A 12,604-nucleotide genomic window follows, 5' to 3' on the forward strand; every position below is an offset into this window, starting at 1 on the left:
CGGTGTTCGGACAGGATCATGCTCTCAAAAGAGCCGGATCGCGTTTCAACCAAAAGACTTGCATGGCCGATCTGTTCAGTTCCGATGAGCCGGAGAAAGCGCCGCCCGGGCGGCCGCTGGCCGATCGGCTGCGCCCCAAAAACCTCGGCGAGGTCGTCGGCCAGGAGCACCTGACCGGTCCGGACGGCGCGCTGACCCGGCTGATCGATTCCGGCTCGCTCGGCTCGATGATCTTCTGGGGTCCGCCCGGCACCGGCAAGACGACGGTGGCGCGGCTGCTGGCCGGCGAGACCAACCTTGCCTTCGAGCAGATCTCGGCGGTGTTTTCCGGCGTCGCCGACCTCAAGAAGGTCTTCGAGGCGGCGAAGCTCAGGCGCGCCAACGGCCGCCAGACGCTGCTCTTCGTCGACGAGATCCATCGTTTCAACCGCGCCCAGCAGGACGGATTTCTTCCGGTGATGGAAGACGGCACCGTGGTGCTGGTCGGCGCCACCACGGAGAACCCGTCCTTCGAGCTCAACGCGGCGCTTCTGTCGCGAGCGCGCGTGCTGGTGTTCCGTTCGCTGGGCGAGGAAAGCATCGCCAAGCTACTGGTGCGGGCGGAAGAAACCGAGGGCAGGGCACTGCCGCTCGACGATGAGGCGCGCGCGATGCTGATCCGCATGGCGGACGGCGACGGCCGCGCCTCGCTGACGCTGGCCGAGGAAGTCTGGCGCGCCGCCAAGAAAGGCGAGGTCTTCGGTCCGGAAGGCCTGCAGCGCGTCATCCAGCGCCGCGCGCCGATCTACGACAAGGGCCAGGACGGCCATTACAATCTGATCTCGGCGCTGCATAAATCGGTGCGCGGCTCCGATCCGGACGCGGCGCTCTACTATCTTGCCCGCATGTTCGACGCCGGCGAGGATCCGCTCTATCTCGGCCGCCGGCTGGTGCGCATGGCGGTGGAGGATATCGGGCTCGCCGATCCGCAGGCGCTTGTCGTCGCCAACGCGGCCAAGGACGCCTATGACTATCTTGGTTCGCCCGAGGGCGAGCTCGCCTTCGCTCAAGCCACCGTCTATCTCGCCACCGCGCCGAAATCGAACGCTGTCTACACCGCCTTCAAGGCTGCGACCGCGGCGGCCAAGGAGTTCGGCTCGCTGCTGCCGCCCAAGCACATCCTCAATGCGCCGACCAAGCTGATGAAGCAGGAGGATTACGGCGCCGGGTATCGTTACGACCACGACGAGCCGGACGCGTTTTCAGGCCAGGACTATTTTCCGGAGAAGATGGGCCGGCATACTTTCTACGACCCGCCGGAACGCGGGTTCGAGCGCGACATCCGCAAGCGCCTGGAATACTGGGCGAAGCTGCGCAGCGAACGGAACGGCTGATTTGCGCGGCCCTACGGTCGGCGCGCTCGGAACCTGTCGGCTGAGCGTTGGAGCTGTGACTCCAAATATTTATGTTGGCCGGCTGACGGGTCCGCGCGACGGCATTGTGCCGGGAAGCAAAAAACCTTATCAAGGCGCACGGCTGACGGGGGTTGCCGTGATTTTGTCCATGGAACAGGATCGCGCCTCCCGCGCGAAAGGCAATGAAAAAGAAAACCGTCAAGTCGCTCCGCAAGGTCGCCATCGCGGTCGCGGTTCTCGCGCTCGCCTTCTACTTCATCCCGATCCTGACCGCGATCTGGGTCGTCTGCGGCCTGATCGACGTCATGCGCAACGATCAGAAGGACTGGAAGCTTTTCGACCGCTACTTTCTCGGCAATGGCCTGTTCACCTGGCTGCTGTCGCCGTTCAACCTGATTGTCGACCTTCTCTGCTACCGCAACCCCGGCGTCTGGAAGCCCGAGCAGTTCCCTGAGGACTATCAGCGCGAGATCAACGAGGTCCTGGGCGTCTTCAAGGCCCGCAAGGACGAGATCATCGCCGACATCGACGCCAATTTCGGCGCCGGCCGGCGCGGCATGTACGTCTACCAGTGGTACGGCAAGCACAAGATCGACAACGTTCCCGAATTCAACAAGGACTACAAATACATCAAGACGATCGCCGTATCCGTTTTCAGCAAGCGCGAATCCACGTCCTGGCATTTCGGTCCGCTGCGGCTCAGCCTGCGCATCCTCTACAATCTGATCCCGGTGCAGGCGGAGATCTTCGTCCAGTGCGGCAGCAAGAAGAACTACTGGTACGACAATCCCTTATTCATCTTCGACGACACGCTGTTCCACCGCTCGGTCAACGAATATGACGGCCGCCGCTACTGCGTCTTCGTCGACATCATCCGCCCGTCCCCGTTCCCAAAACTGATCGCGCGCCTTCTCTCAGTCGTCTCGGTCAGCGTGGAGCGCATCAATTCCGTCTTCTACAAGAACTGGAAGATGATCGGCTCGTCCAAGCCGAAGGCCACCGCCAACTGATCGCGGCAAAACTCCGGGGTTCCCGCCCGTTAAACCAACGTCCTATAGCGCTGACGCGCCGCGGCCTTTAGAACTCCTGAGCAATTCCAGGCGATGCGTAGCGATTTTCTGCGTGGATTTGCTTGAAATCAAATACGTGTGCGGTCGGCAATTGTATCCAAGGCCGAACCGCTTTGGATTGTCGGCTATGTTCTTGCGGGCATGGCGACGGAGCGGAAGGAGGTTCCGCTCACCGGGAGGATAGGGTTGATCGGACGGCACACCGCCGTGCATGCGGATTTGGTCCAGGCTTCGATCGCAAAGAGCGACGCGGCCCATTCGGCATTGGTGGCCTCATGGCGGCGTTCGCTGCAACTGCACCATCTCGATCCGGCCGAGCGCAAGGCGCCCAAGCGGCTGACCGAAGGTGAGTTGAGAGAAGCCCGGCAGCGCATGGAGCGAATGATCCGCGCCGCCGAGACGAGCCTCAACCGGCTCTATCAGGCAGTCGGCGGTGTGGGTTGCTGCGTGATGCTGGCCGATCGCGAGGGCATCCCGGTCGAGCGCCGGGGCGCGGTCGCCGACGACGAGACCTTCGACGAATGGGGCCTGTGGACCGGCACGGTCTGGAGCGAAGACAGTGAAGGCACCAACGGCATCGGCACCTGCCTTGCCGAGCAGCGGGCGCTGACCATCCATCGCGACCAGCATTTCTTCTCGCGCAACACGCTCATGAGCTGCACCACGGCGCCGGTCTTCGACCATGAAGGCAACCTGGCAGCCGCGCTCGACGTATCGTCCTGCCGCTCTGACCTGACGGAAGGCTTCGTCCAGCTTATCTCGGTCGCGGTGGGCGACGCCGCGCGCCGTATCGAGGCCGAGAATTTCCGTATAGTCTATTCCAATGCCCGCATCCTGCTTGCACCGGTTGCCGAGCGCAGCGCCGGCGCACTGATCGCCGTCGATCAGGATGATCTGGTGATCGGCGCGACGCGGTCTGCGCGCCTCGCGCTTGGCATAACGGGCGAAGCCCTGGCCCGGGGTTTGCTGGCTGCCGACATCCTCGGCGACCATGCGAAGGTAAAGGAAGACCTCGACAACGCCGAGCGCGGCGCGCTGCAACGGGCAATGGCGCGAGCCGGCGGCAATGTCTCGGCGGCCGCCCAAAATCTCGGTATTTCGCGCGCGACGCTGCATCGCAAGCTCGCCCGTTTCGAAATCCGCCGCCCGCATTGATTTCTCGACGTGACCTGTCGCAGTTCTGCGACACTCGGCGGCCACGATCCGTTCTCCTGGGGATGACACGCTAAAGAGCATCGGCAAGTGTTTCCAGCGACGCGCCACATTCCGTGACGCCGTTTTGCTGGGAGGCAGACAATGAACAAGGTTGAGTTCTCACGCACGGCCAAGGTCCCCTTCGCCAAGCGCTATGACAACTTCATCGGCGGCCGCTGGGTCGCTCCGCATGCCGGAAAATACTTCGACAACATCTCGCCGGTGACCGGCCGGCCGCTTTGCGAAATCGCAAGGTCCGACGCGCAGGACGTCGAAGCCGCGCTCGACGCCGCGCATAAGGCGAAGGACGCCTGGGGCAAGACCAGCCCGGCGGCCCGCGCCTTGATCCTCAATCGCATTGCCGACCGCATGGAAGACAATCTCGATCTGCTGGCGCTCGCCGAGACCTGGGACAACGGCAAGCCGATCCGCGAGACGACGGCGGCGGACCTGCCTCTGGCCATCGACCACTTCCGCTATTTCGCCGGCGTCCTTCGCAGCCAGGAGGGCAGCCTTTCCGAGATCGACCACGACACGGTCGCCTATCATTTCCACGAGCCGCTGGGTGTCGTCGGCCAGATCATCCCTTGGAACTTCCCGTTGCTGATGGCCTGCTGGAAGCTGGCGCCCGCGCTCGCCGCCGGCAATTGCGTGGTGCTGAAGCCAGCCGAGCAGACGCCCGCCACCATCATGCTGTGGGCCGACCTTATCGGCGACCTTTTGCCGGAAGGCGTGCTCAACATCGTCAACGGCTTCGGCCTCGAGGCCGGCAAGCCGCTGGCATCGTCGAACCGCATCGCCAAGATCGCCTTCACCGGCGAGACGACGACCGGCCGCCTGATCATGCAGTATGCCTCGCAGAATCTCATCCCCGTGACGCTGGAGCTCGGCGGCAAGTCGCCCAACATCTTCTTCCAGGATGTCGTCGCCGAGGACGACGACTTCTTCGACAAGGCGATCGAGGGCTTCGTCATGTTCGCGCTCAACCAGGGCGAGGTCTGCACGTGCCCGAGCCGCGCGCTGGTGCATGAGAAGATCTACGACAGGTTCATGGAGCGCGCGCTGAAGCGCGTCGAGGCGATCGTGCAGGGCGATCCGCTCGATCCGGCCACCATGATCGGCGCGCAGGCTTCGAGCGAGCAGTTGGCGAAGATCCTCTCCTACTTCGACATCGGTCGCCAGGAAGGAGCCCAGGTGCTGACTGGCGGCGAGCAGAACCACCTGCCGGGCGACCTTGCCGGCGGCTACTACGTGAAGCCGACCGTCTTCAGGGGCCACAACAAGATGCGCATCTTCCAGGAGGAGATCTTCGGGCCGGTGGTGTCGGTGACGACCTTCAAGGACGACGACGAGGCGCTGTCGATCGCCAATGACACGCTGTACGGCCTCGGCGCCGGTATCTGGAGCCGCGACGCGAACCGCTGCTACCGCTTCGGCCGCGCCATCCAGGCGGGCCGCGTCTGGACCAACTGCTATCACGCCTATCCGGCGCATGCCGCCTTCGGCGGCTACAAGCAGTCCGGCATCGGCCGCGAGACGCACAAGATGATGCTCGACCACTACCAGCAAACCAAGAACATGCTGGTCAGCTACAGCCCGAAGAAGCTCGGCTTCTTCTGATCCTCCCGGGCCGTAGGGGGAGGGCGCGCCTGTCGTGCCCTCCCGCTCTTGAAGGAGGAACTGATGGACAAGATATCCTTGGACAAGGTCTCGGCCACGCCGGAGGCAGAGGCCCTTCTTGCCGAGATCATAGCCGACCACGGCCCGGTTCTGTTCCACCAATCCGGCGGCTGTTGCGACGGTTCTTCGCCGATGTGCTACCCGCGCGGCGATTTCATCGTCGGCGACAGCGACGTCAAGCTGGGCAAGATCGGCGACACGCCGGTCTATATCAGCGCCTCGCAATATGAAGTTTGGAAGCACACCGATCTCATCATCGATGTCGTGCCGGGCAGGGGCGGCATGTTCTCGCTCGACAATGGCCGCGAGAAGCGGTTCCTGACGCGCTCGACGGTTTGCGCGGTGTCGCCGCCATCTTCCACCGACTGAGTGAACGGAACCAGCCCGCCGTCAGCGCCTCGATTGGGGTAATCGTCGGGCTTTGTTGGGTCTTTGGCTCGCAACCGCTTCGCCTTAGTGCTATGGCGCCGCTTTCGAATTGGAAAAGCGAAGTCATGGCAGGTGTTGAACAGATCACGGTGGAAGCCGGCGAGGCGGGCATGCGGCTCGACCGCTGGTTCAAGGTCCATTACCCGGGCCTCGGCTTTGGCCACCTGCAAAAGCTGTTGCGTTCGGGCCAGGTTCGCGTCGACGGCGGACGGGTGAAGGCCGACACGCGCGTCGAGCCCGGCCAGTCCGTCCGGGTTCCGCCGCTCGACGTCGACAAGAAGGGCGAGGCCTCGCTCACCGGCCACTCGATCCGTAACCAGGGCGATGCCGACGTGCTCGCCAAGATGCTCCTGCACGAGGACCCGAAGGTCTTCGTCTTCAACAAGCCGGCCGGCCTGGCGGTGCAGGGCGGCTCGGGCGTCACCCGCAATGTCGACGACATGCTGGAGGCCTGGCGCAACCAGAAGGGCGAGAAGCCCCGGCTTGTCCACCGCCTCGACCGCGACACGTCGGGCGTGCTGGTGGTTGCCCGCACGCGTCTTGCCGCGATGAAGCTCTCGGAAGCGTTCCGGGCGCGCGAGACGAAGAAAACCTACTGGGCGCTGGTCAAGGGCGTTCCGCCGAAGCGCGAGGACAAGATCTCGACCTGGCTGGTCAAGGAGGCGACGCCGGACGGCGACCGCGTGCGCATCGCCAAGCATGGCGAGAAGGGCGCCGACCATGCCGTTTCCTATTATCGTGTGGTCGAGCAGGCGGCGCAGTCGCTGTCCTGGCTGGAGATGGAGCCCTATACCGGCCGCACGCATCAGCTGCGCGTCCACGCCGCCCATATCGGCTGCCCGATCATCGGCGACCCGAAATATTTCGAGGCCGATACCAACTGGGAGTTTCCGGGCGGCATCCAGAACCGTCTGCACCTCCATGCCCGCCGCATCGTCATCCCGCATCCGGACCAGGGCGTCATCGACGTGACGGCGCCGATGCCGCCGCATATGCGCCAGAGCTGGAACCTGCTCGGCTTCGACGAACAGAGCGCGGAGGACTGAGATTGAGCGTTGCGCCCGCACTGGATCGCCGTGACGCGGTCGACATGGCGGCAGCGGCCATCATGGTCGGGCTGACCTTCTCGTGGGGACTGAACTACGTCGCCGCCAAGATCTCCTACGCAGGCTACGACCCCGTCTTCGTCTCGATCGCACGGTCGCTAATCGGGGGAGCTTGCGTGCTCGGCTGGTGCCGGCTGCGCGGCATCAAGCTGTTCGAAGCGGATGGAACGCTGGCCGCAGGCATCGTCGTCGGCGTGCTTTTCGGCGTCGAGTTCCTGTGCCTCTATATCGGCCTCGAACACACGACCGTCGCCCGCAACACGCTGCTGGTCAACACCATGCCGTTCTGGGTGCTGATCAGCGGTCATTTCCTGCTCGGCGAGCACATCAACGCGCGCAAGCTCAGTGGGCTTGTCCTGGCCTTCTGCGGCCTGGTGGCCGTGTTCTCGGACGGCATTGTCGCAGGCCGCGACACGACACTTCTGGGCGATCTGCTCAGCCTGGGTTCCGGAGTCCTGTGGGCTGCGACCAGCATCGTCATCAAGCGCTCTAAACTGGTCGCGACCAGCGCCGAGAAACTGCTGCTCTACCAACTGGCCGGCGCGGCGATAGTCGGTGTCCTGGTGATGCCCTTGGCTGGTCCGCCCATTCGCGCGGTTGCAACCTTGCCGACGCTGGCGCTGCTCTTCCAGTCTTTCTATATCGTCGCCTTCACCTATGTATTGTGGTTCTGGCTGCTTCGGCGCTACCCCGCGTCTGGTCTGTCGAGCTTCGCCTTCCTGTCGCCGGTGTTCGGCGTCTTGTGCGGCGCGGTGGTCCTTGGTGAAGCGCCGACGACCAGGATATTCCTGGCTCTGGCCCTGATCGCCGCCGGCCTTATCATCGTCAACCGGCCGGCGCGCAGGCAGCCGACAGTTTAGGGAGTTCGACATGCGCGACATCCTCGAAGACCTCGAAGCCGGAAAACTGCTTTCCGACCCCGATCCCGTGCGCCGCGCCCAGATCCAGATGAAGACGCCGCTGCCGAAGCGTTTCTACAAGGCGGTTTCGGTTGTCCCGGTGGAAAACGGCTTTGCCGTGCATCTCGACGGCAGGCCGGTGCGCACGCCGGGCAAGGCCGTGATGGTGCTGCCGACCGAAAAGGCCGCTGCGCTGGTTGCCGACGAATTCAGCGCGCAGCGCGAGATCATCGACCCCGTGACGATGCCGGTCATGCGCCTCGTCAACACCGCCATCGACGGCGTCGCCTCCGACCCGCAGGCGGTGCTGGAAGATGTGCTGCGCTTCGCCTCGTCCGATCTGCTTTGCTACCGCGCCGACGGTCCGCAAGGCCTGGTCGATCGTCAGAACAAGCTGTGGGATCCGGTGCTGGACTGGGCACGCGGCAGCCTTAGCGCGCGCTTCAACCTTGCCGAAGGCATCATCCATGTCGAGCAGCCGCGCGAAGCCATCGCCATCCTCGGCGCGCATCTCGGCCAGCGTGCCGAGCCGATGCGGCTGGCCGCGATCCATGTGATGACGGCTCTCACCGGTTCGGCGCTGCTGGCCTTGGCAGTGGATTTCGGCGAGTTGGACGCCGAGGAAGCCTGGGCAGCGGCCCATGTCGACGAGGACTGGCAGATCGAGCATTGGGGCCAGGACGCGGAGGCTGTCGCGCGCCGCTCGGCCCGCAAACGCGACATGATGGCGTCGGTCAGCCTGCTCGAGGCACTGCAAGGCTAAAAGCAATTCCAGGAAAAGTGCGAAGCGGTTCTCCGTCCGGAATTGCGTAAACAAACAGAGCAAATCAAGGAAAGTGCGAAGCGGTTGGGTTCGGCGACTTCGCGGCAGCCTTCCGTTCGGAAGTGCGCAAACAAACAAACCTGGAGTGGACAGGCGACCCGCTGGAGCTGAGCCACTCCACGCGCACGCCGCTTTCGCAGCGCACCTAATACCAAAGTCATAATCCCATTGTCGCGGTGCCTTTCGCCCGCCCTTTCTGTCATTTTTCGCTTCGTTGGTTGCGTTTTGAGTCCGCTTCCGGAGGAACGCGAACGGTGGCGCGCAGCCAATAAAGGACAGACGGGATCTCACGGGAGGATATTCAAATGGCAATGGCATCGGCCGCCGGCGGAACCAGCCGCGGCATGACGCGGGAGGAGAAGAAAGTCATCTTCGCCTCATCGCTTGGCACCGTTTTCGAGTGGTATGATTTCTATCTTTACGGCTCGCTGGCAGCTTTCATCGGCTCGACTTTCTTCAGCCCGGCGATCCCGGAGGCGACGCGCAACATCTTTGCGCTGCTGGCCTTTGCCGCCGGCTTCCTCGTGCGCCCGTTCGGTGCGCTCGTGTTCGGCCGCATCGGCGATCTCGTCGGCCGCAAATACACCTTCCTCGTCACCATGACGATCATGGGCCTATCCACCTTCCTGGTCGGCCTGCTGCCCGGCTATGCCAGTTGGGGCATCGCGGCTCCGGTGATCCTGATCGGGCTGCGAATGCTGCAGGGCCTGGCGCTCGGCGGCGAGTATGGCGGCGCCGCGACCTATGTTGCCGAGCATGCGCCCGACGATCGCCGTGGTTACTACACGTCATGGATCCAGACCACGGCGACGCTCGGCCTGTTCCTATCGCTCATCGTCATTCTCATCGTGCAGGCCTCGCTCAGCAAGGAAACCTATGCAAGCTGGGGCTGGCGCATTCCCTTCATCGTCTCCTTCCTGCTGCTCGCCGTTTCGGTCTGGATTCGGCTGTCGCTGTCGGAATCGCCAACCTTCCAGCGTATGAAGGACGAGGGCAAGGGCTCCAAGGCGCCGCTGACGGAGGCTTTCGGCCAGTGGAAAAACGCCAAGATCGCCCTTCTGGCGCTGCTCGGCCTCACCGCCGGCCAAGCCGTGATCTGGTACAACGGCCAGTTCTACGCTCTGTTCTTCCTCACCAACGTGCTGAAGGTCGACGCGCAGTCGGTCAACATTATGATCGCCATCGCGCTTGCGATCGGCTCTATCTTCTTCGTCCTGTTCGGCTGGCTGTCCGACAAGATCGGCCGCAAGCCGATCATCATGGCCGGCCTTGCGCTCGGCATCGTCTGCACCTTCCCGCTGTTCAAGGCGTTGACTTCGGCCGCCAACCCGGCTCTGGCCACCGCCCAGCAGAACACCCGCGCGACGGTGACGGCAGCGCCCGGCGACTGCAGGTTCCAGTTCAACCCGGTCGGCACGGCGAAGTTCACGACATCCTGCGATATCGCGACCTCGTTCCTGACCAAGAACTCAGTCCCATATGACGTTGTCACGACGGCCGCGCCTGGAACTGCGGCCACGGTCAAGATCGGCAACGAGACGGTGGAGTCTTATGATGCCGTTGCCGCCGGCGATCAGGCCAAGGCCAAGGAGGCGGTCTTCCAGAAGGCGGTGAACATGGCGCTGAAAGACGGCGGCTATCCGCTGAAGCGCGCGGCGGCCAAGGTGGCGGACCAGAAGCTCGACGCCTTCATCGCGGCCAATCCGGAACTGAAGCTCGACGCTGCGGCCATCCGCGGCGGCGAGAAGACGACGGTCCCGACCGAGCAGGCGATCGCCGACAAGATCCTGACCAAGGATGAGGCGGCCGGCGCGACGGAAGTCACGGTCTACACCATACCGGGCGGCGGCGCGTTTGCCATGTTCGCCGATCCGGCGGCCATCAACTGGCCGATGACGATCGGTATCCTGTTCATCCTGGTGCTGTTCGTCACCATGGTCTATGGGCCGATCGCCGCGATCCTGGTCGAAATGTTCCCGACCCGCATCCGCTACACCGGCATGTCGCTGCCTTACCACATCGGCAATGGTTGGTTTGGCGGCCTGCTGCCGGCGACGGTGTTCGCGCTCAGCGCCTATAAGGGCGACATCTACTACGGTCTCTGGTACCCGGTGATCATCGCGGCGATGTCGCTGATCATCGGCATGATCTTCGTCAGGGATACGCTCGGCACCGATCTGCACGCCAAATAGCCACCGATCGATCCACTGCAAACGAAAGCCCGGGGCGAGCGATCGCGCCGGGCTTTTTCGTCCATGAAAACTAAGGGGCGATGGATCAGCTCTTGCGCTGATTTTCTTCCTCGACAGCGGCCTCGTGGTACCAGCCGTCAAAGTCGGCGTGCTCGCCGCGAAGCGTCGCAAGCTCTGCCGCGAATTTCGCCTTGGCGCCTAAATTTGAGGCAGACTTGCGTCCTGCCAGTGGGAACATCAGGATTTTTGCCGACGGACGCGGTTGCATGACTTGCATTGGCGACCTCCTTGCTTGTCTAGAGACTTGCCGATTCAACTTAGCAAGCAAGATAGGTTCTGCGATTCGTTTAGGCAATATGCCTACAAAAAGATCATTATTTGCCAATTATTTGTGCAGAAATATCGATTGAGCGATCCGAGCGCAGTATTGAGGCGACCGAGCAAAATCAACGTGTTGCCATGACCATTTTGCCGCACCCGCCGACGGCGGAGTGGCATACGAATTGCTTTTTAACCATCGGCAGGCCGGCTTGATCCGGCCATGCATCGATGCCGCCATGGTGGCGTCCTAGCAACGAGAGGCACTGGAATGACCAAATACAAGCTCGAGTATATCTGGCTCGACGGATATGTCCCGACCCCCAGCCTGCGCGGCAAGACCCAGATCAAGGAGTTCGCCGAGTTCCCGACGCTGGAGCAGCTGCCGCTGTGGGGCTTCGATGGCTCGTCCACCAACCAGGCGGAAGGCCACAGCTCCGACTGCGTGCTGAAGCCCGTCGCCGTCTATCCGGATCCGGCCCGCACCGACGGCGTGCTGGTCATGTGCGAAGTCATGATGCCCGATGGCGTGACGCCGCACGTCTCCAACAAGCGCGCCACCATCCTCGACGACGAGGGCGCCTGGTTCGGCTTCGAGCAGGAGTATTTCTTCTATAAGGACGGCCGTCCGCTGGGCTTCCCCGAGAGCGGCTATCCGGCACCGCAGGGCCCGTACTACACCGGCGTCGGCTACAAGAATGTCGGCGATGTCGCACGCAAGATCGTCGAGGAGCATCTCGACCTTTGCCTCGCCGCCGGCATCAACCATGAAGGCATCAACGCCGAAGTGGCCAAGGGCCAGTGGGAATTCCAGATCTTCGGCAAGGGCTCCAAGAAGGCCGCCGACCAGATGTGGATGGCCCGCTACCTGCTGCTGCGCCTGACCGAGAAATACGGCATCGACATCGAGTTCCACTGCAAGCCGCTGGGCGACACGGACTGGAACGGCTCGGGCATGCACGCCAACTTCTCGACCGCCTATATGCGCGAAGTCGGCGGCAAGGCCTATTTCGAGGCGCTGATGGCCCAGTTCGACAAGAACCTGATGGACCACATCGCCGTGTATGGCCCGGACAACGACAAGCGCCTGACCGGCAAGCACGAGACCGCGCCGTGGAACAAGTTCTCCTACGGCGTCGCCGACCGCGGCGCCTCGATCCGCGTGCCGCACTCCTTCGTCAAGAACGACTACAAGGGCTATCTGGAAGACCGTCGCCCGAACTCGCAGGGCGACCCCTACCAGATCGCTTCGCAGATCCTGAAGACGATCTCGGAGGTTTCGACCGCTGCCGTTTCGGCCGCCGCCTGATCATCCAGGCGCGGGCCTCGCCTGCGCCAGATGAGCTTCAATTGTCGAAAGCCCCGGCGTTCTTGAACTGACCCCATAAAGTTGGACGGTTCATTGAGCTGGGTAGGTTTAAGGGCTGGGTCCTGTATTGCACAGGGCTCAGCCCTTTCAGTTTCAATTTGATGCGGCGGTGGTTGTAATAGTCGATGTA

11 protein-coding genes and 1 pseudogene are annotated in these 12,604 nt (G+C 63.1%); 10 read left to right on the plus strand and 2 right to left on the minus strand.

What is annotated here, in order from left to right:
* Positions 1-62: 62 nt before the first annotated feature.
* From EN852_RS32850 to EN852_RS32890, 9 genes are all read left to right on the plus strand, one after another.
* Positions 63-1,373 carry a replication-associated recombination protein A gene (locus EN852_RS32850; protein WP_127879989.1) on the plus strand — a complete coding sequence of 437 codons (1,311 nt, stop codon included), beginning with the start codon at positions 63-65 and terminating at the stop codon, positions 1,371-1,373.
* Between the two features lie 203 nt (positions 1,374-1,576).
* The gene (locus EN852_RS32855; protein ID WP_127867969.1) at positions 1,577-2,404 is read left to right on the plus strand and encodes an aspartyl/asparaginyl beta-hydroxylase domain-containing protein; all 828 of its coding nucleotides are present in this window, start codon (positions 1,577-1,579) and stop codon (positions 2,402-2,404) included.
* 246 nt (positions 2,405-2,650) lie between these two features.
* Positions 2,651-3,619 (plus strand): GAF domain-containing protein, encoded by a 969-nt coding sequence (locus tag EN852_RS32860; protein ID WP_246694475.1) that lies wholly within the window; start codon positions 2,651-2,653, stop codon positions 3,617-3,619.
* Positions 3,620-3,760: 141 nt separating this feature from the next.
* Complete coding sequence (adh, locus tag EN852_RS32865) at positions 3,761-5,278, plus strand: aldehyde dehydrogenase (RefSeq protein ID WP_127879991.1); 1,518 nt, start codon at positions 3,761-3,763, stop codon at positions 5,276-5,278.
* Positions 5,279-5,341: 63 nt separating this feature from the next.
* The gene (locus EN852_RS32870; RefSeq protein WP_127879992.1) at positions 5,342-5,707 is read left to right on the plus strand and encodes a DUF779 domain-containing protein; all 366 of its coding nucleotides are present in this window, start codon (positions 5,342-5,344) and stop codon (positions 5,705-5,707) included.
* Positions 5,708-5,832: 125 nt separating this feature from the next.
* Positions 5,833-6,813, plus strand: a complete 981-nt coding sequence (locus EN852_RS32875) for an RluA family pseudouridine synthase (RefSeq protein WP_127867973.1) — start codon at positions 5,833-5,835, stop codon at positions 6,811-6,813.
* A gap of 44 nt (positions 6,814-6,857) precedes the next feature.
* Positions 6,858-7,733: a DMT family transporter gene (locus EN852_RS32880; RefSeq protein ID WP_127879997.1), complete on the plus strand. Its 876-nt coding sequence runs from the start codon at positions 6,858-6,860 to the stop codon at positions 7,731-7,733.
* A 10-nt stretch (positions 7,734-7,743) separates the two neighbouring features.
* Positions 7,744-8,535: an ATP12 family chaperone protein gene (locus EN852_RS32885; protein WP_127879993.1), complete on the plus strand. Its 792-nt coding sequence runs from the start codon at positions 7,744-7,746 to the stop codon at positions 8,533-8,535.
* A 365-nt stretch (positions 8,536-8,900) separates the two neighbouring features.
* Positions 8,901-10,787 carry an MFS transporter gene (locus tag EN852_RS32890; protein ID WP_127879994.1) on the plus strand — a complete coding sequence of 629 codons (1,887 nt, stop codon included), beginning with the start codon at positions 8,901-8,903 and terminating at the stop codon, positions 10,785-10,787.
* An 85-nt stretch (positions 10,788-10,872) separates the two neighbouring features.
* Here the strand turns inward: EN852_RS32890 and EN852_RS32895 are convergent, their stop codons facing one another.
* Positions 10,873-11,064 carry a DUF2735 domain-containing protein gene (locus EN852_RS32895; protein ID WP_126082788.1) on the minus strand — a complete coding sequence of 64 codons (192 nt, stop codon included), beginning with the start codon at positions 11,062-11,064 and terminating at the stop codon, positions 10,873-10,875.
* Positions 11,065-11,376: 312 nt separating this feature from the next.
* On the opposite strand from EN852_RS32895, the gene EN852_RS32900 reads away from it, so the two are divergent.
* Positions 11,377-12,414 carry a glutamine synthetase beta-grasp domain-containing protein gene (locus EN852_RS32900; RefSeq protein ID WP_127879995.1) on the plus strand — a complete coding sequence of 346 codons (1,038 nt, stop codon included), beginning with the start codon at positions 11,377-11,379 and terminating at the stop codon, positions 12,412-12,414.
* 109 nt (positions 12,415-12,523) lie between these two features.
* Here EN852_RS32900 and EN852_RS32905 read toward each other — a convergent pair.
* Positions 12,524-12,604 (minus strand): annotated as a pseudogene (locus EN852_RS32905) (IS3 family transposase); the annotation flags it as partial.

This window comes from Mesorhizobium sp. M2E.F.Ca.ET.209.01.1.1 (assembly GCF_004010375.2).
In the GTDB taxonomy this organism is placed as follows: Bacteria; Pseudomonadota; Alphaproteobacteria; order Rhizobiales; family Rhizobiaceae; genus Mesorhizobium.

What these genes read in the sequence shown, in the direction of transcription:
- EN852_RS32890 (WP_127879994.1), top strand. Translation starts at nt 8,901, where the DNA reads ATGGCAATGGCATCGGCCGCCGGCGGAACCAGCCGCGGCATGACGCGG.
- EN852_RS32855 (WP_127867969.1), top strand. Translation starts at nt 1,577, where the DNA reads ATGAAAAAGAAAACCGTCAAGTCGCTCCGCAAGGTCGCCATCGCGGTC.
- EN852_RS32885 (WP_127879993.1), top strand. Translation starts at nt 7,744, where the DNA reads ATGCGCGACATCCTCGAAGACCTCGAAGCCGGAAAACTGCTTTCCGAC.
- EN852_RS32880 (WP_127879997.1), top strand. Translation starts at nt 6,858, where the DNA reads ATGGCGGCAGCGGCCATCATGGTCGGGCTGACCTTCTCGTGGGGACTG.
- adh (WP_127879991.1), top strand. Translation starts at nt 3,761, where the DNA reads ATGAACAAGGTTGAGTTCTCACGCACGGCCAAGGTCCCCTTCGCCAAG.
- EN852_RS32900 (WP_127879995.1), top strand. Translation starts at nt 11,377, where the DNA reads ATGACCAAATACAAGCTCGAGTATATCTGGCTCGACGGATATGTCCCG.
- EN852_RS32895 (WP_126082788.1), bottom strand. Translation starts at nt 11,064, where the DNA reads ATGCAAGTCATGCAACCGCGTCCGTCGGCAAAAATCCTGATGTTCCCA.
- EN852_RS32870 (WP_127879992.1), top strand. Translation starts at nt 5,342, where the DNA reads ATGGACAAGATATCCTTGGACAAGGTCTCGGCCACGCCGGAGGCAGAG.
- EN852_RS32850 (WP_127879989.1), top strand. Translation starts at nt 63, where the DNA reads ATGGCCGATCTGTTCAGTTCCGATGAGCCGGAGAAAGCGCCGCCCGGG.
- EN852_RS32875 (WP_127867973.1), top strand. Translation starts at nt 5,833, where the DNA reads ATGGCAGGTGTTGAACAGATCACGGTGGAAGCCGGCGAGGCGGGCATG.